The organism is Streptomyces sp. 3214.6 (assembly GCF_900129855.1).
Lineage (GTDB): Bacteria > Actinomycetota > Actinomycetes > Streptomycetales > Streptomycetaceae > Streptomyces > Streptomyces soliscabiei.
In genome coordinates this window covers 201,735-223,761 of record NZ_LT670819.1, presented here as the reverse complement: position 1 = coordinate 223,761, position 22,027 = coordinate 201,735, and the positions used below count along the sequence as shown (strand labels likewise).

11 protein-coding genes are annotated in these 22,027 nt (G+C 69.0%); 2 read left to right on the top strand and 9 right to left on the bottom strand.

The window, feature by feature from the left end; genetic code table 11:
- The first annotated feature begins 260 nt into the window (after positions 1-260).
- Together B5557_RS00835 and B5557_RS44620 are read left to right on the top strand one after the other, a co-directional pair.
- The gene (locus tag B5557_RS00835) at positions 261-1,703 is read left to right on the top strand and encodes a hypothetical protein (RefSeq protein ID WP_079664506.1); all 1,443 of its coding nucleotides are present in this window, start codon (positions 261-263) and stop codon (positions 1,701-1,703) included.
- Positions 1,700-3,151 carry a hypothetical protein gene (locus B5557_RS44620; protein ID WP_231976189.1) on the top strand — a complete coding sequence of 484 codons (1,452 nt, stop codon included), beginning with the start codon at positions 1,700-1,702 and terminating at the stop codon, positions 3,149-3,151. The genes B5557_RS00835 and B5557_RS44620 overlap by 4 nt, the downstream gene beginning before the upstream one ends.
- A 180-nt stretch (positions 3,152-3,331) precedes the next feature.
- Here B5557_RS44620 and B5557_RS00825 read toward each other — a convergent pair whose 3' ends face one another.
- The 9 genes from B5557_RS00825 to B5557_RS00785 all read right to left on the bottom strand — a co-directional run bounded on the left by B5557_RS00825 (position 3,332) and on the right by B5557_RS00785 (position 21,707).
- A complete protein-coding gene (locus B5557_RS00825) occupies positions 3,332-4,081 on the bottom strand; it encodes a phosphoadenosine phosphosulfate reductase domain-containing protein (protein WP_079657310.1) in 750 nt (249 codons plus the stop codon).
- Positions 4,082-4,205: 124 nt separating this feature from the next.
- A complete protein-coding gene (locus B5557_RS00820) occupies positions 4,206-5,480 on the bottom strand; it encodes a DNA cytosine methyltransferase (RefSeq protein ID WP_079657309.1) in 1,275 nt (424 codons plus the stop codon).
- A 292-nt stretch (positions 5,481-5,772) separates the two neighbouring features.
- Positions 5,773-6,033 (bottom strand): hypothetical protein, encoded by a 261-nt coding sequence (locus tag B5557_RS00815; protein ID WP_079657308.1) that lies wholly within the window; start codon positions 6,031-6,033, stop codon positions 5,773-5,775.
- Positions 6,030-6,989, bottom strand: a complete 960-nt coding sequence (locus B5557_RS00810) for a hypothetical protein (protein WP_079657307.1) — start codon at positions 6,987-6,989, stop codon at positions 6,030-6,032. The genes B5557_RS00815 and B5557_RS00810 overlap by 4 nt, the downstream gene beginning before the upstream one ends.
- A 251-nt stretch (positions 6,990-7,240) precedes the next feature.
- Positions 7,241-7,600, bottom strand: coding sequence for a hypothetical protein (locus tag B5557_RS00805; protein ID WP_079657306.1), 360 nt, complete (start codon positions 7,598-7,600; stop codon positions 7,241-7,243).
- Between the two features lie 374 nt (positions 7,601-7,974).
- Positions 7,975-8,379: a hypothetical protein gene (locus B5557_RS00800; RefSeq protein WP_079657305.1), complete on the bottom strand. Its 405-nt coding sequence runs from the start codon at positions 8,377-8,379 to the stop codon at positions 7,975-7,977.
- Positions 8,366-15,148, bottom strand: coding sequence for a polymorphic toxin-type HINT domain-containing protein (locus B5557_RS00795; RefSeq protein WP_231976188.1), 6,783 nt, complete (start codon positions 15,146-15,148; stop codon positions 8,366-8,368). The genes B5557_RS00800 and B5557_RS00795 overlap by 14 nt, the downstream gene beginning before the upstream one ends.
- A gap of 181 nt (positions 15,149-15,329) precedes the next feature.
- Positions 15,330-19,814 carry a LamG-like jellyroll fold domain-containing protein gene (locus B5557_RS00790; protein WP_231976187.1) on the bottom strand — a complete coding sequence of 1,495 codons (4,485 nt, stop codon included), beginning with the start codon at positions 19,812-19,814 and terminating at the stop codon, positions 15,330-15,332.
- 762 nt (positions 19,815-20,576) lie between these two features.
- A complete protein-coding gene (locus B5557_RS00785; protein WP_079657302.1) occupies positions 20,577-21,707 on the bottom strand; it encodes an acyltransferase family protein in 1,131 nt (376 codons plus the stop codon).
- Positions 21,708-22,027: the final 320 nt, after the last annotated feature.

Genomic DNA, 22,027 nt, shown 5'->3' with positions numbered 1-22,027 from the left:
CTGCGCAATCACTGAGCGCCGGGGCTGAAGGCACGTGGTCGGCCCGACCATGAGCCCGACCACGGCAGCTAGACGGCTCCGTTGCCGGATCGTGACCGATGGTCGGGGCTCGTGGCCGTCAGCCTGGTCGGGGTCGGCGGGTGAGCTGACGCCATGGAACACACGCACGCCTCCACGCCCAGGACTACCGACCGCCCCATCTCGGCGGGCTCGGTGTGCCGCCGTGGCCACTGCGCTCGGCAGGCCTCGGGGGCAGGGCGGTGAGCCGCTTCGGGGCGGGGATCCGCCGGGGCGTGATGGCGGCCGATCAGTTCACCCAGATCGCCAACGCGCTGTTCCGTGACTCTGGGCTGTCGTTCAAAGCGAAGGGCATCTTCGGGTACGTCTCCACGCACAGGAACGGCTGGCAGGTGACGGTCACCGACCTCGTCCGCCTGGGCCCGGACGGACGCGAAGCGGTACGCACCGGCCTGCAGGAGCTCGAGGCACACGGCTACCTGATCCGTGAACGCCTGCGCCGCCCGGACGGCACCCTCGGCGAGATCGTCTACTGCATCACCGACCGACCGGCCACCTTGGACATCGCGCTGATCGAAGCCGGCGTGATGGCCATGTCCCCCGAGGCCGAGCACGCCGGCGGCCTCCCGGCGGGGATCCGCCGGGGCGTGATGGCGGCCGATCAGTTCACCCAGATCGCCAACCAGCTCTTCCGCGACCCCCAGTTGTCCTTCAAGGTCAAGGGCCTGTTCGGACTGCTCTCCACGCACCGGGACGGCTGGCGGATGACCGTCTCCGACATCGCCCGCCGTGGCTGCGACGGTGACTCAGCCGTCAAGAGCGGGCTGAAGGAGCTGGAGAAGCACGGCTTCCTGGTGCGGGAACGCGAGCGCGGCCCAGACGGCACCCTCGGCGCGGCCGCGTACTTCCTCACCGACCTGCCCGCTCTGCAAAGCAGCAGGTCACAACCAGAGTCGGGTTTTCCACCAGTGGATGAACCTACGTTGGCTGATCGCTCCACTAAGAACACCAACAGAAAGAAGACCACTCAGCAGAACACCAGACCCCTCCGTCCGTGCCGCGGCGACACGTCGCGAACACTGGGACGGACGGACCGGCCGGCCACACCGATGTCCCCGCCGGCCGCTCCCGCGGCGGATGAGATACACCCGGGGATCCGGCTGCTGCTCGACCTCGGGGCGGCCCGCCCCGAGCTGCTGCTGACCGGGCAGGCGCTGACCGACCAAGGCCGCGTCGTGACCGTGATGCTGGAATCAGGCTGGAGCCGCGAGCAACTGCGGCACGTCATCGCCGACCGGCCCCTGCCCCATCCGGTACGGACCACGGTCGGCGCGATCATCGCCGCCCGCCTGCGCGCCGCCCAGGCCTACCCGCCGCCCACCCTCGCGGCCAGCCACCACGACGCACCCGCATGGGACGACCAGCCGCCGCAGCCGATGACCGGCTCCGCCGCCGCCCGCACGGTGAGCGAGGCCCTGACCTACCGGGCCCTTACCGAATGCGCAGGCTGCGGCGTTCCCGGAACCGCCCCCGGCGAGGACCTCTGCCCGGCCTGCCTCGGCTGGCCGCTCTGCCGCACCTGCCCCGGCCCCACACCGCGGCGTGCCCACCCCGACGGCGACGGCCGCTGCACCACGTGCGCCTCCGCCCTGACAGACCACCACCTGGAAGGAATCAGCCCGTGACAGCCACGCTCCACACACCACCACCGACCGTGCCCGCGCACCACGAGCGCCCCTTCACCCGCGACCCGGGACGGTGGAAAAGAGAACGCTCCCGCGCACTGCGGACCGGCCACGTCCGCGACCACACCTGCTCGACCGCCTGCGAACTGGTGCTCGTCCATGAGCGCACCCCTTGGGGCTGGCTCGCCTGGACCGTCCCCGGCGACGGCAGCCCGCCCCAGATCCCCCACCGGATCGCGGTGCTCACTCCAGCTGCCACGCGTACGCAGCGCCTTGCCCTGCGCTGGCTGACCAGACGCCCCGCCCAGCGCATCGCCCCGGACAGGATCCCCGGGTCCCTGCGGTTCTCCACCGCGGCCGTCGCGCTCCTCAGCCTGGTCGCCGGCCTGTCCGCCATGAGCCACGCAGTCCCCGTCGACGTCGCCCTGCCGACGATGCTTCTCGCCCCACTGCTCGCCGAACACCTGCCCGACCGGCTGGACAGCCGGGCCCGCGAACACGTCCACATCGTCGAAGGCGACGATGCCTGCCGCTACCTGCAACGCCTCGCCGCCCTGCACACCTCGCTCGTCCAGGCCGCCGCCGGCAGCGACCGCTACGAACTACGCCGCTCGGCCGAGATCGGCCACAACCTGCTCTGGGACGCCGCCAATCTGCTCCAGGCAGCCCGGGACACCCGCGCCCTGTCAGGCGGCCTCATCGCCCGCGAGCGGCTGATGCTGCAACTCGCCCACCAGGTCGCCCAGATCATCCATCGCACCGCCCACGAGGCCGCCACCGCCGACGAGGACCAGACCCGCGACCTTGAGCGGCCCCCCGGCCCGCACTCACCGAGCATCCGGCCGTCGACACCTCGCCCCATGACCGCCCCATCACCGCCGAAAGGAACCGTGCTCATGCCACAGCCCGAATCCGGCCCGGCCGACCGCACCCCGGATGTCTATCTCCTCTTCGCACACGAGCCGTACTACCCCGGCCCCGGAACCCAGGAGATCAACACCACCGTGGTGGCCGCCGACTCGCTGCTCCACCCGCAGGTGCACCAGCCCGACGGCGCCCGCATCCACGACCTCCTCACCCGGGGCAGGCAGCCGGGCGAGATCATCCCGCTGGCCACCCTCACCCACGAACTGAACGGCGGCGCCGACTGGCCGACTGTCGGCGACTGGGAGAGCGTCACCACCGAGCTGCTGCAGCTCGTCCGCTCCGGGGACTGCGATGCCCTCAGCCTCGGCCTGCCCGAGATCGCGCGTGCCCTCGTCTGCACGGGGCCCCACAGCCACGTCCGCGCCTATGACGCCGCGGCCGACGACTTCGTTGTCTACGGGTCTTCGGAGCGCGCCGCGGTCCTGGACGAAGTCGGCGTGTTCCTCACCGGCATTGCGACCGAGCAGCCCTTCTGGCCGGGGGACAGCCTCCTGCCCCCGCTTGTGAGCCGGCGCGCCTGAGGGAGATGAGCCCGGCCGCAGTGAGGGGGAGCTGACATGTTCGGATACGAATCGCGCGCCGTCTGGGCAGAACTGCGGCGCATGCTGCATCGGCTCATCAACCGCCGTGCGGGCGGCCCACCTGACCCGTGAACGCAGACGCCCCAGGCCACCTGCCTGGGGCGTCGCGCTGAGCACCCGCTATTCCTCGCGCAGCAGGCTCAGCGGGAGGGGCCGGCCCTCGCCGCCACGGCGACGACGGAGGATGCTGACGTCGCCGAGCAGTTGCCGCAGTTCCTCCTCCCGCTCCTGGGCATACGCGTACCGCTCGGGCAGGACCTCCAGCAAGTGCTTCCACTGGCGCTGGCCCGCGCGCACGCACGTGCCTCCACAGTTGTTGTGGCTGAACCCGAGCTCGTACAGGCGGGGCGGCGCGACGCCCAGGGCCCGGGCCTCGTCCAAGAGTTGCTCCTTGGTCCGGGCCGGCTCCCACTTCCCGCACAGCGGGAAGCGTGTGACCCAGGGCTTCCAGTTCCGGGCGATCGCCGGGATCCGGGCCCGATCGCGCCGATTGTTCTCGATCCCCACGTACACCAGCGTGTCGGCGTGCTGCTCCATCCACTCCCGGCAGGGCACCTGCTTGAGCAGGCGCGTGCAGGGAGCAAGCCGGTCGTTGCCGAGGAACCGGACGTCGCGGAAAACCTCCCACGGGGTGCGACCATCGGCGACCTTCGTCAGCGGCACACCGAGAAGCCTGCTGGTGTCGTCGGCGAACCTCCACAGATCGTCGTCCTCGATGCCCGTGTCGGCGATCAGGAGGGTGAGGTTGCGGGTGCCGTACTTCCGGGCGACCCATACCGCGACGGCGAAGGACCCGATGCCGCCACTGAACTGGACGACGTGTCGGCGAACGGACAGAGCTCGGCGGCCGCGGGCCGTCTGCTGGGACATGGGGAGCTCCCTGTCATAAGGCGAGTTGGTGGAACCGTCGGCCAGGTGTTGCCGCACCTGGCCGACGGGCTGAGCGGCGGTAGGGGGCCGGGAGGGCGCCCGCACCGAGGTGGGGGAGGGGCGGTCAGACGGCCACCGGGGCTACGGGCTCGATTGGCTCGCCGGTGATGAACTCGGAGACCATGCAACCGATGTCGCGGGACACGTTCGGTGTCACCGCCATGCCGACCAGGGAGACCCGCTGGTCTTGTTGGTCCTTCTTCTTCTCTGCGGTTGTGACCAGCTGGTACCCCTTCGGGAAGGCCATCGCCACCTTCCGCTCGTGTACGTCCAGCAGCCGTGTGTACCGGTCGCAGACGTCCGAAGTAGCCCCGTGGACCAGCAGGTGGTGGTTGCCGCCGGCCGTGATGGTCGACAGCGGCGACGACAGCGGCCGATGCGTCGACCCGCCACCACGCATCTCCACGATGAACGGCGCACCCTCGTACACGCGATGTCCGTCCTGGATCTTCTCCCAGGCCTTCGCATTTCGCGCATGCCGGCTGTACCGGTCGCCGACCAACCGGCCGGGCCGCGACCAGTCCACCGCCTCGCTTCCCGGCCGGCGCGCGATCGGCAACAGCGCCGTGGTCGCGCACCGGTGATCCGGGCACCTCCACTCGTACTGCGCCGTCGCCCCGTGCTTGCCCCACGGACGCTCCGGGCTCGAGGCCTTCGTGTACTTCCAGCCCTGGATCGCCTGCACACGGCCGTGCCGAGCACACGACACCCACGGCCGGGTCCACTTGTCGAAGTCCGGCGTACGCCCCACCGACTCGTGCCACAGCACCACATACATCCGGTCCCGCGAGCACGCCGCGGCCGGCCCGTACCCCGCGATGTGCGCACTGTTCAGGTACAGGATGAGGTACTGGTACCCCCACACCCGAAGCGACGTCAGCCACGCGTCGAACGCGGCGCCCTGGTTGTGCCGAGGCCCCCATTGCCTGGCCTCCACCACGTTCTCCACCACGATCGCCTGGTACTGGTGGTACTCCGCGAACCGCGGCACGCAGTGCATCGTCGCCCGGGAGCGAATCGCCGTCTCATCCGTGCCGGTGGTGGAAAACAGGCCGTCGACGAACTCGCCGTGCCCGCGCTGCTTGCCCTGTGCCTTCGTGTGCCACGTGCACTCCGGTGACGACCACAAGGCGTTCGTCCGCGGCCACGCCGACGGCACCACCTGCGACAGATCCGCGCAGTCCACCCGCACGGTGGGGTGGTTTGCCTCGTAGGTGGCGACCGCGTGCCGGGCGTGGTTGCCGGCCATCACCACCACCGTGCCCGGAACCTGCTCCAGCCCCTCGCAGGCGCCACCGCCACCGGCGAAGTGATCAGACCACGACACGGCAGCGGCCATCAGGAGGCCACCTTGAGGACCGGGCCGCCGCCATGCTCGCGGACGCAAGTGTCGAAGACCGCCACCGTCCTGTAGGCGGTGCGCTGTTCGGGAGTGAGAGGAGTTGTGATCACGTCTGCTCCTGAATCGAGTGGTGACCGTTCCAGGTTGCCGCCTGGAATTTAAAATCAATTATACGCTCTCCTTGCCGTCTTGGCAACCCTGCTCACAGCTGTGGGCCCCGGTAGACCGGGGCCCACAGACAGGCGTCTCGCGGCCGCGCGAGGTGGTGATTCCGTCTCCCGCGCGGCGATCACACGGCGGGCAGCAGATCTGGCACGTCGTCCGCACCGAGGAGCAGGACGTGGTGGCCGACGGTCTCCGTGACGCCATCGGTGACCCGCTCGAGGTCCAGGCGCAGCCGGATGCGGCCGGCGCCTTCGCCATTGGCCGCAAGAGCATGTTCCAGTTCGTCGTCGAGGCGGTCCGCCGCGGCCTCGGCCGCGGCGTAGTCGGCCAGGTCGCGGGCGAGGAGCTGGCGGGTGGTGGTGTCGCGGAGCTGGTAGCTGGTCATCGGGACTCGTCCTTCGGTGTGGGGTGAGCAGCGGTCGAGTCGGCGATCCCGCGGGCCGCGTTCACGGCGCGCGACCAGACGTCGGGGCTGCCTCCGTGCTCGCGGGCGAGGGAGGCGGCAAGCCCCCGGACGTCGCCGCGCTCGCGCAGGGCGGCCAGGGCGACGGCCGCCCGCCGGTCGGCTTCCGAGCGGGCCAGCGCGGCCGCGGGGCGGTGCTCGAGGGCGGTGCGCACGACGTACTCCCAGGACCTCTGTGGCCCGCCGTGCTGCACGCTGAGCTCTGCGGCCAGCCCCGGGTGGTAGCCGTCGCGGTCGATCGCTTCGGCGGCGTACTGCTCGGCCAGCTGCGTGGCGGTGAGCGGCTCACCGCCGGCGCGGGCGCTCAGCTCGGCCGCCAGAGCCTCCTCGAGGGCGGAGGGCCGGCCGACGGCCGCGTCGGCCTGGGGCCCGGGACGGCGGCCGGCCTTGCCGAGCTTGTCCCCGGTGCGCTTCTTGTCGAAGTCCTGCAGGTCGCCGACACGGAAGGCGGGGATCATGCGGCCGGTCGGGCCCTCGACCGGCTCGGCGAGGGGCTTGGGGAAGTAGTCGGGGTTGTCCTTGAGGTACTTGCGGATGGCCGAGGCTCCGTTGAAGCCCAGCCACTTGGCGGCCGTGTTGATGGAGACGACGTCCTCCGGGTCGGCCTGGTGCAGCTCGGGGTCGGCCTTGAGGACCTTGTTCGCCTTCTCCTGCTGGAACCAGGTGTAGAAGTCGCGGAACTGCTGCTCGTCGTAGAAGTCGCTCCCGTCGATGCGCTCCTTCTCCGGGTGGCGGTGCTCCTCGGGCTGCTCGAGCCGGATCTTGTACCAGCGGGCCGCGGTACCGACGCTGGCGCCGGTGAACTCGCGGATCCAGTCGCGGTTGACCACGGCACGGTCGCCGACGACGCGACGCTGCGGGTTCAGGGCCTTGGACATTGCACTCTCCGGTTCGGATCGCGGCCCTATACTGAGGGCCTGCTCCTCTTGGTCCTTCGGCGCTCACGCGCCGGCGGGCGAGTCGAGTTGGTGAAGGTGGTCGGCGGGACGTTCGGTCGGGGTTGCCGCCCTGGGCCGACACCCTCGTGAGAGGGTGCCTTCCGCCGCCCACCGCTTTTGCCGCTTGTTTCGCGTAATCAATATGACGCTCTTGGTGGGTGGCTGTCAATCTCGCCGGCACCCAGAGCACGTCACGACCGGCTACGCCGGTGCGCGGCCCACTTCCGTTCGAAGTGCGGCACCTTCTTGTCCCGGACGTGGAACGGGGCGGTGACCATCAGTTCCTCCACGGTCGGAAGCTCCAGCCCGCGCCGCTGGACCCACGCCCGCACCCTCCCGTAGCGCTCGTCGACCTCGACGGGGATGCCGCGCCGCTCCGAGACGCTCCGCAGCCTCCGGCCGAGAGCGGACGCCCGGCCCACGTCGACTCGCTCCACCGAGCGCAGCGCCCGCCCCCGCCGGGTCGGGTCCGCCTTCGCGACGGGCAGGATCCGCGGCACGTGGTACAGCGCCCACGGGCAGGCGAGCTCCTCCTTGAAAGCGGCCAGCACAGGCCGGTCGGCGGCCCGGCCGGGGGTCGAACTGCTCCAGCAGACTGCGCCGGCCGAACAGCCTCGCCTGCGGGTTGAGGCTTACCGAGGTGTACTCCAGCCGCAGCACCCGTCCGGCGATGTCCGGATGGGCGCGCATCCGTTCAGGTGCGCGGTCATGGCGCCCATTGACACCGGGAAGAGAAGCTGCGGTAGCTCTTCTCGCACCGCACCCCGAACCGTTCTTATACCGCCGTTCCCGGTGATGCTGCGGTCGGCCGGCCGACGGGCGTCGCCGGCTCGGGTTCCTCGTGAATGTCATGCACGATGCCCCACCGGAAACGTCCGGCGGGGCATCGCCCTCTGCCACCCGATCCGCTCACGATCGGAAAGGCTCAGTACACCTGCTCCACGGACACCGTAATGGCTTTCGCTACGACCTCCACGGGCATGGGTCCTTCGATGGTCAGCCATGCGACATCGGGGAACCCGGGTGGCCTGGCGCCCAGCCCGGAAAGGCCGTCGGGCCAGGAAGGATCACTTCCGGAAACACACTCCAGACGGATCTCGTCGACGAAAGCCGAATCCATTTCGAGAAAATTTCCGATGGTGGCGCGCACGACTCCCGTGAGCGAGATCATGACATCCGGAGCCGTGGGACCGACCCGCAAGAAAATGTCCACGCTGCCATTTACGCGCCCAGTGTCCAGCGAGACTCGCTCCAGAAAATAGCCTTCGAGCCCGTTCAGAACCTCGGCCGCCCGCTGGCAGACCTCCGCGAATTCCTTACTTGCAGCCACCAAGATTTTCTCCGTGCTCGTGCGAACTCGTCTTGTTGCCGTTCTGGTCCCAGCGCTGTGCATAGTTCTTCGCATTGGGTCCGGGATCCACCACCGATGTACGGGTCACCCGGCCATCACCCAGACGAATTGTGAGCTTGCTGCCGTCACCGCTTCGGTACGTCGCATATTTCTCCGAGATCGCTTGCAGGTCGAACCCGCGAGACGTCAGAACGCCGTCAGCTTCCGTTTGTGTCAATCCTGAAAGATCGGGTATGCGGGTAATGTCCGGCGTGCCGCCGTCATTGTGTACCAGAACAGACGCTGCTCCAGCTACGACATAGTACGTGTGGACGTCGGCGACGGTGAGGTTGTAGACGGTGGCCAACTGGGTCCAGCGCCGGACCTCGGTGATCCGGACCAACACTCGGGTGGATGCGTGGAGTTGCTCGCCGACGGACAGGGCGGTGGCGTCGACCCATTCGCCGAGTTCGGGGACCCAGAACGGGTGTCCGTCGGTCGCGGTGACCGAAGCGGTCAGCTTCTTGCCGTCGACTTCGATGGACAGCGTGATCTTGACCAGGTTCTTCAGGCCCTTGCCGGTGATCTCGGCGGTGACCGTCTTGACGGTGGTGCGGCCGGTCTTCGGGTCGGTGGTGAGGACCTTGTCTCCGGTCTTCACGTCCTCGATGGGCTTGGTGGTGCCGTCGGCCATGAGGACTTCGGTGCCGGGGATGAAGCTGTTGCAGGGTTTCGCTTCACTGCCACTGACCCCGCCGACGTATGCCAGCACCACGGTCGCGACGACGTCCTTGATGACGTTGCCGCGGGCGACGGCCGCGGCCTTCTCGCTGCATTCCTCGGCGTTGTAGACGCAGTAGGTGGCGGCAATCTCCTTGGCCGTCTGCACGTCGGCGTCGTCGCCCTTGTGCAGCACGTAGAGGTAGGCCTGACGGCATCCCTCGCGCCCGTAGCAGGCTGAGCCCTCGGTGGAGGACTCGTAGACCGGGTTGTACCAGAAGTCGTCCGTGAACTCCCCGTTCATCCGGGGGGACCAGTACTGGTCGGCCAGCTTGTCGATGTCGTTCGTGACGGGGGTGTTCGTCGCCACCCAGTGCTTCTTCGCCGCGTGGGCGCGCTTGTAGATGTTGCCGCGGCGGTAGTCGGTCGTGCCGGACTTCGCGTCGTAGCCGACTTCCTTCTGCACGCTCTTGCTGCAGTTCGCGAGGGAGTACTCGCAGGAGTTGGGCCTGGAGCCAATCTCCGTGCCCGCGGGGTCGGAGTGGGTCAGCGGGTTGTTGTTGGCGTAGGTGTAGCCGTGCATTTGCTGCGGGTCGGTGGCCGTGAAGAGCGGGTCGACCGACAGGAAGCGGCCCGTCGCCGGGTCGTACTCGCGGGCGCCGAGGTGGGTCAGGCCCGTGGCGGTGTCGGTGGTGCCGCCGACGAAGCCCCTGGTGCCGGTCCAAGTGGCTGGCTCCGTGCCGCGCAGTCCGCCGAAGGGCAGGGTGCGGCGCTGGGTCAGCGCCTGCGTCGTGGCGTTGACGGACAGCTGGGCGGTGCCGTGGTGGTCGGCCAGGGTGAAGGAGATGGATCCGTCGTTGGCCTGGACGGCCTGGTGGCCACCGCCGACGTCGAAATAGCGGGTGCCTTTCGCCGCGGTGGCGCCCTTGGCCAGAGTGATCTCCGTGGCGCCGAGGTAGAGCGTCGTCTCGGTCGGGGTGCGGCCGATCAGCCGGGTGCCGTCGGCGTCGTACAGGTAGTCCGTGACCTTGTCGCTGCCGCCCTCGACCGGCTGGATGACCTTGGCCAGGTGGCCCTCGGCGTCCCACTCCAGGGTCTGGGAGGTGCCGTTGCCGAGCAGCCGGGTGTGGGTGTTGCCGTCGTCGTCGTAGGTGAAGCTGTCGGTGGACTTGACCGTGCCGGCAGTGGTGTCCACCGATCCCAGCGTGTGCGGCCGTACCGCGCCCGGGTCGGGGTAGTGGTAGCTCCGCTTGGTGTCCGAGGCATCGGTCGTGGTGGCGTGCTGGGTCTCGGAGAGCCGGTTGCCCACCTTGTCGTAGCTGTACGACGTCCAGTACGGGGCCGGGCCGCCCAGGACGGCGCTGGTGGGTGCGGTGGCGCAGCCGGTGGTCGGCTGGGCCCAGGCTTCGGTCAGCCGGCCGAGGTAGTCGTAGCTGAAGCACTGGTTGTCGGTTCCGGAGCGGGAGGTGTCGGAGACGGACAGGACGTTGCCCGCCTCGTCGTAGGAGTAGGTGTTGGACTGGTCGACTCCCGTGATGTCCTGGCGGTCCACCCGTGAGGTGGCCAGCCGCTGGGTGCCCCACTGGTAGGTGTTGGTCTCAAGCGTGGCCTTGCCGCCGTTCGCGGCCATGGAGTACTGCAGCGGCTTGCCGACGTAGCTGTAGGCCGTCGTGGCGGTCAGGTTCTGCGGACCGCTGACCTTGACGGGCCGCAGGGTGCCGTCCTCGTAGGTGTAGACGATGTTGTTGGCGGCCAGGTCACCGGCCTTGGGGTAGCCGACCCCCTGCACGGTGCCCGAGGCGTTGTAGCTGGTCGTCGACAGGTAAGTGCCGGCCAGCGCACCTTCGGCCGACGGGATCGTCACGGAGGTGCGCAGCGGCCGGTACTGCCGGTCGTAGGCGACGACGCTGGACTTGTACTCCTGAGTACCGACGTACCGTGAGCTGGACGCGAGCTGGCCCTTGGCGCCGCTGACGGTGTCGTAGACCCACTTGGCGCGCAGGGCGCCGGTCGCGGAGGTGTCGCGCAGTTCGGTCTGGCGGCCCAGACCGTCGTAGACGTGGGCGAGGACCGTGCCTCGGGCGTCCTTGGTGCTGGTCAGCTGGGAGCGGTCGTCGTACTCGTTGTGGGTGGCGCCCTTGTCAGGGTCGGTGGTGTCGGTGAGCCGGCCCATCAGGTCGTACGTCCACGTCCAGGCGTTGCCCGCCGGGTCGGTGACCTTTGTCGGTTCCCCGCGGGGGCTGTAGCCGTAGGTGGTGGTGTCGTAGGGGGCGCCGGCGTCGCGGGCGTGCAGCAGGCGCAGTTCGGTCGTGTGGCCGCGGGCGTCGGTGACGGTGGTCTGCGCGGTGCCGCCGACCGGCGGGATGACCGTGGTGCGGTCGCCGCCGTAGATGGTCTTCGTGACGCCGAGGACCGCTCCTCCGTCGCCGTTGCCGGCGATCTGCCGCGACTCGGTCACCCGGCCCAGACCGTCATAGGTGTAGCGGTTCTGGGTCTCGACGCTCAGCGCGTCCGCGGGCTTGAACAGGGTCGTGGAGGGCGCGGTGGTGTCGGTGTAGTAGGTGGCGAACTCCTTGGCGGTCAGGCCGCGTTCGTCGTAGAAGGTGTCCGCCAGCAGGGTTTTGCCGTTCGGACCGGGGGCCTGCGTCTGGCGGGGCCGCAGGAAGCCGTCGTAGAAGGCGTAGGCGGTGTCCTGGGCGCCGTTGTTGCCGATGGTCTTCGTGGCGACGACGACCGGCTTGCCGTCGGTGATGGTGTAACTGAACTCGTAGCTGGGGGTCTGGCCCGTGAGCCGGTCCGCCAGCCACACCTTGGCGGTGCGGCCCAGCGGGTCGTACGCGGTGGTGACGGCCTTGCCGTTGGTGTCGGTCTCGGTCAGCGGCTGGCCGCGCAGGGGGTCGTAGGTGGTGGTCGACGTCTGCGCGGTGGAGCTGTCCCCCGGTGTGGCGGGCGGGGTCGTCACCGTGCTGCTGGTCGGGAATCCGGTGGTCGGGTTGTAGGCGGTGGTGGTGGTCCGGCCGTCGGTGCGGGCGGCCCGGGTGAGCGTGCCCGCGGAGGTGACGGTGACGTCGGCGGTCAGGTCGTTGGTGGTCAGCGCCCTTCCGTAGCCGTCGTAGGTGGAGGTGGACTCCAGATAGACCGCGCTGGAGCCGCTGTACGTCTTCAGCTTCGCGGTCCTGGTGGCGTCGCCCTTCGTCGCCGCGGCGCCGTACGCCCCGCCGTCATAGGCGGTGCGGACGTCGGACATGACGTCGGCCGGGCGGCTGGTGGCGGCGTCGCACGCCTTGGCGACCGTCTCGACCCGGGAGGGGGCCTGCACGGGAACGCTGCCGGCGACGTAGGTGGTGCGCGTGCACTGGTCGTCGGCCGCGGTCGTCGTGTCGCCCAGATCCTCGGTCTGGGTCACCAGGCCCGTCGTGGCGTCATGGGTGTCGGACGTCGCGGTCGTCTGCCACTTGGCGCCGGCGCCGTCGTCCAGCGAGGTCCACGACTTGCTGGAGGCGTTGCCGGTGAGGTTGGCGGTGACGGTGCCCCAGGTGCGGACCTTCTTCGCGGTCTCCTTGTACCAGGGACGGTTCACCGACTTGGACAGCACCTTGCCGCCGGGACCCGAGTACTTGACCGTCTTGTAGGTGAAGCCGGCCTGCGACTCGTGGTCGGTGATCGCATCGCCCTCACCCGCATCGAGGGTGACCGAGACGCGCTTGGTGCCGCCGGAGGTCGTCTTGCGGTCGCCGTCCATGCCGCGCAGGAAGTAGGAGTCACTCTGCGTCTTCATCGCCGACGCGCCGCCCTGGCCGCCGGTGCGCACCCGGACGTGGCCGTAACCGCGCCACTGCGACCAGGTCTTGGACTTCTCCTTGGTCATCCCGTCGTCATCGTCATAGTGCCAGGCCGCGCCGTCCAGGTAGTCGTACATGGTGACCTGGTCCGGGGCGCCGCCCGTGCGGTCCGTCGAAGTGACCGTGTCCACCACGTACTTGTTGAACCACTGCCGGTCCGGGTCGTCGGTCGCACTGCCGCCGATGTACTGCGGGAAGCACCGGGTGGTGTTGGTCTCCGGGGTGGGCAGCGCGGCGGCGTCACAGACCGGCGCCGAGTAGCCGACGTCGATCTGACCGCCCGACTCGTCCGCGACGGAGGACAGCCGGGCCTTGATGTACGGCGCGTAGCCGTCACCGATCTTGTCGAGCCGGTTGGCGAGCTGCGTGTAGGCGAAGGTGACCTTCGGCAGGGTGATCGAGGCCGTGCCGTCGTAGCCGGTGTGCTGGACGGAGTCCAGCAGCAGTTGGTAGTCGGTGTCGGCCATGCCCCACCGGTGGGCGAGCTTCCAGCCGTCGACGTTGCTGTAGGCACCGGACACCAGGACCTGGGTGGTGACGCTCGTCAGCCGCTTGCGGGTGAAGAACGCCGGGGAGAACCGGCCGTTGTCACAGTCGGTGCCCGCCGTGCAGTTCAGGTCCCACGGGGTGTCGTACCAGTAGAACGCGTCCTTGGAGATCGAGGAGCAGTCGGTGTTGCTGTCGGGAATGCACCGCTCGCTGTTGGTGAAGTTCACCTTCGCCAGCGGCTTCGCCGAGTACATGGCCGTGGACTTCAGGCCGTACTCGATGCGGTCCACGGTGCCGCCGCGCACGTACGGGGTGTCGTCGGCCGCCTTCAGGTTGCGGCCGTAGGAATTGGTCTCCTTGTCGTAGTAGTAGGCGACGGCGTTGCCGTGCGGGTCCACGACGTAGTCCAGGTTCCAGCGCCAGCCCTGCTGGCACCAGGAGTCCGCGAAAGCAGCGGCGTGGCACGGTTCGTCGGTGTTGTTGCCGAAGACCGGCACCGTCCACGCCGAGTCGGTGGTCTCGTTGCCGCTGGCCCAGCCGGGCAGCCGGTTGTAGCCGAAGTAGTACTGCGTGCCGTCGGGCGTCGTCACCCGCCAGTACTCGTCGTTGCGGGCGCCGTTGGAGCGCACGTCGGACGACGAGCCGTAGATCCGGTCGATCTTCGTGCCGTTGTCGTTCTGCAGCTTGAAGGAGTTGGTGCCGTTCGGCACCAGCTCGCCGCCGGAACCGTTCAGCGACAGCGTGGCGTTGTCGTACGCCCAGCACAGGTCGCCCGGCTTGTTGCCGTCGGCGTTGGTGACGCCGTCGTCCGCGCACCCCTTGTAGCTGCGCTCGATGAAGCCCGGCGACAGGTCGAAGCCGTCACCGACCCACGACGCCTGGTTGTTGGTGTTTCCCGTGCGGCCGTCGATGCCGCCGGAGGAGTACGACAGACCGACCTTCGGGGCCAGCCCGCCGGGCACCTTCGGCACCGCCATGTCGTACGACCACGCGAACGAGCCGCTGCTCAGATCCATGTTCCAGCTCGACGAAGCGGACAGGGACGTGGCCTTGTAATCGCCCCGGTCACTGCCCGACGAGGCGGTCGCCGCCAGCACGGTCGCCGAACTCGCGCTCAGAGTAAGCGACTTCGCGGTCAGGGTCTGCTTCTCGGTGTCGTTGACAGTCTCCACCGGCTGCGCCGTACGGCACTGTGCCTTCTGCGGAGTCGTCAGCGCGCAGGCGGGCAGCCGGACCAGGGTCAGCCGGTCCGCGTAGCCGCCGCCGTACAGGCCGGCGAACGAGGAGTAGTCCAGCGCGGCGCGCACCGTGCCGGCGCGCTGCGTGCCGCCCTGGCGGGGAGTCAGGGTGAAGACCGGCCCGTCGGCGCCGGTCTTCCGCGCCGCCGCGCGGGACAGCGTGCCCACGGTGTAGGTGCCGGTGGCCGCGTCCGCGGACTTCTTGACCTTGGTGTCCAGGGTCAGCGGCAGACCCTTGACCCGGGTCGTCTCCGGCCGCAGCGTCACCGCCATCGCGCTCGCCTTCGGCCAGCCGGTGGCCGGCGCCTCGGCGGGCGTGCGAGGGCCCTTGGTCACCTTGCGGGGCACCGCCTTGCCCGCCGGGCCTCCGTCGACCGGCGACTCGGCCTGCGGCAGAGGGGGCTTGGTCCAGCCCTGGGCGACGGCGGGCACGCCCGACGCCTGGAGCAGGGTCGCGGTCAGCACGGCGGCCGTGGCCATCGCCATACGGCGCCATGGCCTGGCTGTTCTTGCTCGTGGTCTGGTCTTCATGGGGGTCCGTGTTCCTCCCGTTGAGTGCTCCGCGGGCAGCGTGGGGCCGCGCACGGCGGAGCGAAGCAGGTGGCCGGGGAACGGGCAGGCCGCCGGTGGCGGCCTGCCCGTTCCCGGGTGGCTGGGCCGATCAGTCGCCGCTGGGGACGGTGGTCTCCACGCCCGGCGTGCCGAGGACGAGGTAGTCGATCTGGGTCTCGGTCAGCGCGCCCTGGAAGACCCACACGTCGGAGAGCGAGCCGGGGAAGTACTGACCGGACGTGGTCCCGGTGGTGTCCCGGCCGAGCTGCAGGGTCTTGGCGGCCTTGTAGGTCAGCACGTCGTCGGACCACGAGACGGTGTCGGTGCAGCTCGCGTCGTCCTGCACCCCGTCGTCGTCGGCGTCGGCGCAGGCGGTCTCCTGGAGCTCGCCGTTGACGTAGAGGCGGACCTCCTTGGAGAAGCCGTCGTAGACCAGTGCCAGGTGGTTCCAGTCGGTGGGGCTGTAGAACATGCCGTTGCCGATGTCGGAGACGGCGGCCGAGTCGCTGTCGGAGTCGGCCGTGGCGATCCGCCAGCGGCCCGGATCGGTGGCCGGAGTGGCACTGGGCTCGTACCGCACCGCGAACGCGCTCTTCTTGGCGCCCGGAGCACTCAAGACCGTGACCGGACTCGTCGGAGTGGCGGCCGCCTGGACGAAGGCGCTGACGGTGAAGCTGGCGCTGGTGTCGACCGGAACCACGGAGGCTGCCGCGTAGTCGTCCGTGCCGTCGAGGGTGACTGTGCCGTCGACCCCGCCCGAGCCGGCTTCGACCCCGCCCGAGCCGGCCTGGGCGCCGTTGTAGAGGGTCATGGCGTTGCCGGAGACCGAGGCATCGGGGGAGGTCAGCGGGGTGCCGGTGGCCGTCTCGAACTTCCAGCGGCCCTTGACCACCGCGCGCTGCTTGAACAACTGCTGCACCTCACCGGCCGACACCGGCCGGTCGAACAGCCGCACGTCGTCGATCTGGCCGGGGAAGAACGAGGTGGGCACGCCCTGGAACGCGCTGGCGCCGAACTGCACCGCGCCTCCGGCGTACCAGGTCGCGGGCAGGACGGCGGTGCCGGCCAGGGTCCCGTTGACGTACAGCGAGAGCGTGTGGGCCACGGTGTCCTGCACGCCCACCAGATGCGTCCACTCACCGCCATAGGCAGTCGTGCCCGTGGGCTGCATGGCCCGCGCCACAGTGGAGTCGGCGGTGTCGGCGCTGTGCTGGTTGAACGCCCACCGGTCATTGGAGCTGGAGTAGTACAGCTCCGGCCCCGTCACCACGTTCCCGATCTGCGAGGCGACGGTCGCGGCATGGGTCGGCTTGGTCTTCGACAGCTTCACCCAGGCCGATACGGCGAAGCTGTACGAGGTGTTGACGTGCGGGCTGCCCGTGATGGCGTAATCGTCGGTGCCGTCCAGGGTCAGTGCGTTGCCGTCCACCCCGGCGGCTCCGGTCGTGGCGCCGCCCTTGAGGACCGCGGGGTTCACATCCGCCCGGCCGCTCAGCGCGGTCGCCTCGGCGGTGTCCTCCATGTGAAACACCATGCGGGCCGGGCGGCCGCCGCTCGTGTTCGAGCTGTAGAGGCTCGACACCTCGGCGGTCGTCAGCGGCTTCTCGAAGGTCTTCACCTCGTCGATGGCGCCGGGGAAGAACGAAGCGGGCGCGCCGCCGGGGAGGCCGGCTCCGATCACCATGCCGCGCCGTGCGTTCCATGGCGTGCTGAAGGCCGCGGTTCCGGCCGACGCGCCGTTGACGTACAGCTTCAGCAGCTTCTCACTGGCGGAGTAGATGCCGACCAGATGGGTCCACTCGCCCGCTTTGACTCCTCCCGCTGCGGCCTGCATGGCCTGGACGGGGGCGCCGGTGGCGGTGTCGGCACCGTACTGGGTGTACACCCAGCGGTCGTTGCTCTTGGAGTAGGACAGCTCGAAGCCCGGCTTGTTGTTGCCCCGCTGGGAGGCGACGACCGCCGACCCGGACGGCATGGCGGACAGCTTCACCCAGGCGGACACCGAGAAGCTGACGTCGGTGTTGATGGTGGCGATGTCGGTGGCGGCGTAGTCGTCGACGCCGTCGAACTGCACCGCCTTGCCGAACTTGCCCTCCACGCCCGGCGTCGGGCCGCCGTGCAGGGGGGCGGTCTGTTCGGGTGCGGTGCCCGCCGCCTGGGTGGCGCCGGCCGCCTCGTCCATCGACCAGTCGGCGCGCTCCAGCTGTCCCGACTTGACCCGGAACTGGTAGGTGCGGATCTCGGAGGCGTTGCCGGCGGTGTCGAAGGACCGTGCGGTGAAGGTGTTGAGGCCCGGCTTGAGCGGCAGTACGGGCACGGTCTTGGCCGCTCCGCCCGAGGTGGTGACGGTGTTGGCGGAGACCGGGTCGCCGTTGAGGCCGAACCAGTACTTCGTCACGTCGGAGACGGCGCCGGTGATCACGAAGTTGCCGTACTGGCCCACTCCGTCGTACCAGGGGTCCTCGGGGTCCTCGGGGTTCGACGCCGGGTAAATGGCGGAGGCGATGGCAGGCGCCTTCGGCACGCTGGTGTCGTACACGAAGTAGCAGCCGGTGGCGCCCGTGGACGACCACGGGGAGTACTGGGCGCCGTCGTAGGAGCGGACGTACCAGTTCACCGTCTTGTTGGTGGGGATCGAGGACGGCAGGGTGATCACGAAGTCGGATCCGGACTTCTTCGCCGTCGTCAGAGCAGCCTTCCAGCGGGTGATCACGCCCTTGCCGTCACCGGTGTCCCAGCTGGCCGCGAACTGTACGGAGACAGTGTCGCCGTCGGGGTCGGTGACGTCGTTCGCGTAAATCTTGCCCAGGGTGCGCACCCGCGCGGCGCCGGCGGCAGCCTTGCACGATCCGCCGTACTCCATCGTCAGCTGCGACGTCTTGACCTGCGGCGGCGGACGGTTGTATTGCACTCGCAGATAGGCGTCGTCCGAGAACCGCTTCCACGCGTATCCGTCGGTCTCGCTCGCGGCCTTCATGCCGAAGGTCATCGTCGACCACTTCTTGTCCGCCGCCTGCTGCACCGCGGACTTCACGTCGAACTCCGCGTCTTTCGCCGCGCAGCCGGTGTACCCATAAGCGAAGGACGCGCTCCTGAGGTGATCGATCCAGAAGCCGGACGCGTTCTGCGAGTTCCACGTCGTCGAGGAGGAGATGTCTTTGGTGCGCCACAGCTCCACGCTCCGGGCCGAACAGGACGCCGACCAGGTGTTGCGGACCACGAACTCCGCCTGCAGCACGGTCCGGTCGGCGAACTTCGACGTCGGGATGCGGTAGAAGAGCCGCTTGGTGTCGTTCGGCGCGCAGTAGGACCAGTTGCAGTAGCCGAGGCCCGCGTCCGGGTCGCCGTTGAACTTCCACTGCGGCGACGACGCCCAGTACTTGGAGGCCATCGTCCACGCCGAGGCCTTCGGGGAGTACCACTGGGGGTCGATGAACACGGGATACACCGTGTCCTTGCCCTTGAGTACATCTTGGTCCGGCGTCAGCACCAGCGCGTCCTGCGCGGCGGGGACGTCCACCCCGACCGGCGCCATGTTCGCGGACTCCGCTGCCACGGTTTCGGAGTCATCGGCCTCATCCGCGTCAGAGACAGCGGGGCCTGCGGCCGCGGAGGCGGGAGGGGCGGCAGGCGCGGCCGAGGCATTGGTGCCGGAGGCGGTTGGAGCCGTCGTGGCGTCGGTGCCTGCGGCCGCGGCCGCCGAGCGCTTCGAGTTGCCAGGCGACGCCTTGGCTTTTCCGGTGGTGGACTGCGAGGGCGTCGCGGTATCGCGCGCCTTGGTGCTCGAGTCCCACATCACGGGGCGAGGGGCCTCGAAGACCGCGCTTCCGGCACCCTTGTCGATCGCCGCCAGACCGCCGTCACGGGTCTCCTCGACCCGCATGCCGTCAGCGTCCAGCTTCAGACGCAGGGCACTCAGTTCCGAACTCGCCGCTGCTTCGGCCGACTTGACGACCAGGAGCTGGGTGAAACCGTCCTGTTGCGCTGTCATCCGCAGGTCGACGCCTGGCAGCACGTTCGGGTACGTGACGGTGTTCCCCTTCAGCTCCGGTGAGGGCAGGTTTCCGGGCCAGGACAGCGCCAGTTCACGGCCGTTCTTCATCATCCGCACCAATGGGGCCGAACCGCCGCCCGAGAACGTCAGACCGACCGTCGTCGCCTTGGGCGCCACCGTTCCGTTCGCGCCGCGGGCCAGCGTGGTGTCGATGGCCCGCCACGCCCCGTCCACCCGGGTGCGCACCGGACGCAGATGCTCCCGCGCCTCCAGGTGCCCCTCGGGCGTGGCGTACACCTCGCTGCTCTCACCTCGCATCGAGGTGATCTCCACGGGCTTGCCCGTGCGCGCGGCCTTCGCCAGCGCCTTGGCGTCTTCGCCCCCGCCCGCTCCGTCGGCTCCGGCGGCCGTGGCCGACCCGTCGGCCGCGGCGGTGCCGGCGGACTTTGCAGACTCGCCGGACTTCGCGGCCGGCGTGTCGGCCGCTCTCTCACCGGTCGCCGCCAGGGCGCCGCCGGATGCACTCGCCGCCAGCACGATGGCAGCGGAGAGCACCACGCCGGCTGCGCGCAGCCGGCGTCTCCCCCCGTACATATTCATTTGAACTGCTCCCCCACCAAGCTGCGTTGAGCTGCGCCTGGATGTCTTCGATCAAACGGTCAGGCCGCAACATACGGGGACCACCAGCCTGTTAACCAGGGACTCACAAGCGGACAAAGTCCACAAGATCCGCCAACCGAGGGAAGTTAGGCGTGAAATACTTCACGTTTACTCCACAAATTCCACAAGGTTGAGCATTAACGCCCCTTTTGTCATGCGCTCACCGAGAGACCATTTACGGAACCGCGGAGAACATCACGGGGGGTCTGCGGGTCCTAATGTTCATGCAGGCGGCCGGAGTCGTCGTAGATGTGTTGCGCCACCACCCGTTGGCGGCCGGCCCCGAGCCGACGGGCGGATAGGCCATTCCCTTAACCTGTCCGTCACAGCCGCCGAAGGCCGAGCCTGCGGCCAGTGGTGGAGGTGGCGTAGGCGAACTCCAGCACCCGCCAGCCATTGGTCGACGGCGTGGTCACACGCGTCGAGGCCGCGCCGCCGAGGTGGGGGGCGATGATGCACTTCGGCGGCCAGGGCGCCGGCGGGAGTCTTCCCCTAGACCATCTTGGCGGTGGCGAAGTCGGACGCGTCGGTCGTGGACAGGGGGAAGCCACCCGTCAGCACCTCACCGGCCAAGTCTGCGGCCAGGCTGCCGCACTGGTCCGACGGGCAAGGACGCCACCAGGCAACCGCCCGGCGCAGCCCCTACCGACGCTCAGTCGACGAATCTGCCGGATGGGTAGGTAACAAAACCGAACCGGAGCATCAAAGCCGTTGAAGGTCTTGCGCACTCCTACCGGTCCGACGGGACCGTCCCAGCGCGATCATTGAGTTCCAGGACCTGTTCCCCTTGAAGGGAATCTCGAAGATCCGGGAGAAAAGCCGTGCCCCAAGCACCGAAAGCGGCAGGGCCACGATAAGCGTGAACCAGAAAGTGGGCAGGCCGGGCGATACGAAGTGCGGGGCCACTCGGCGAATGACCGCCATGACGATCGGCAGATGGATCAGGTAGAGGCTGTAGGAGAAGTTACCGAGACTCTGAACGGGCCGCGTGGTCAGGAGCCGGACGAGGATCGCGGGTCTGCCGGTGGCAACCGCGGCAATCAGCATCGTCATGGCGGGAGCGATGGCTAGATCCACCCAGAAGTAGTGGTGCACCGTCCAAACAGACCCCTTGATGACGCCGAGAGCCAGGACAGGCAGGGCAGCCAGGACGGCGAACCATCCCCAGGGCAGACGTCGAACCCTGTCCGACGCAACGACGACGCCCGCGCCCACCATGCCTGCAACGAACACGGGAGCGAGATGCGGAGCGAGCCAGTTGTCGCCCTCCACTGGGGTTGCGTCAACCGCCATCAGGCCACGAGCGACCACCGGAAGCGTCACGCACGCGACCAGGACCGCCGCGCTCCAGCTCCGCCGGACGAACAGGAGAATGGGAAAAAGGAGATAGAGCTCGGCCTCAACCCCGATCGACCAGAACGCGCCATTCGGCGTCGGTGCGGTGAACATGTCCTGAGCGAGAAGGCCGTACACCAGAACTGACGAGCCCGTAGGTGGTCCGAAGTGCGAAGCCGGCACCACGAACAAGGAAATGATCAGGCTCATGACCAGCGCCGCCCAATACGGAGGCAGGATGCGCCAGGCGCGTCGGCGCAGGAACTGGCCGATGCCACCCGACCGCCAACCGTGACGCGCCGGGGAGATCGCCAGGGAGAAGCCGGACAACACCAGAAAGAAGACGACGGCAAGGCGCCCGAACATCAGCCCATCCAGCCATGGAGGCGCCGAGCTGTTGGGATACCCCGGGAACGTGTACAACCAGCAGTGGAACAGGACCACATACAGTGCCGCCAGGCCGCGGAGACCATCCAGACCCAGCACCTGCCGACGCACGTATGCCCCGCTCGCCCCCTGCTCCTGCTCCTGCCCGGCCGGGTCGGCCAGGTCGAAAGCGCTACCAACTGGACGGCTCGAATCTACTGAAATCGTTCAGCCCTTTTCCTGAGCAACGCGTTCACAGCCCGCCGCCGACGCCTCGACGCTCGCCACACGATGCAACCTAAGACAGGCACATGCCCGCCGACCCGTTTCCCTGCAGTACGCCGGGCGCCACGATGCCACCCACCAAGACTGATACGTGGCGTCCGGCTGAGCGGTTCAACAGACAGCCCAGATCCTCATCCCGCCGGGGTGCACCCGCGCCCACGGAGGTA

What these genes read in the sequence shown, in the direction of transcription:
- B5557_RS00795 (WP_231976188.1), bottom strand. Translation starts at nt 15,148, where the DNA reads ATGGCCACGGCCGCCGTGCTGACCGCGACCCTGCTCCAGGCGTCGGGC.
- B5557_RS00820 (WP_079657309.1), bottom strand. Translation starts at nt 5,480, where the DNA reads ATGGCCGCTGCCGTGTCGTGGTCTGATCACTTCGCCGGTGGCGGTGGC.
- B5557_RS00815 (WP_079657308.1), bottom strand. Translation starts at nt 6,033, where the DNA reads ATGACCAGCTACCAGCTCCGCGACACCACCACCCGCCAGCTCCTCGCC.
- B5557_RS00810 (WP_079657307.1), bottom strand. Translation starts at nt 6,989, where the DNA reads ATGTCCAAGGCCCTGAACCCGCAGCGTCGCGTCGTCGGCGACCGTGCC.
- B5557_RS00825 (WP_079657310.1), bottom strand. Translation starts at nt 4,081, where the DNA reads ATGTCCCAGCAGACGGCCCGCGGCCGCCGAGCTCTGTCCGTTCGCCGA.
- B5557_RS00790 (WP_231976187.1), bottom strand. Translation starts at nt 19,814, where the DNA reads ATGAATATGTACGGGGGGAGACGCCGGCTGCGCGCAGCCGGCGTGGTG.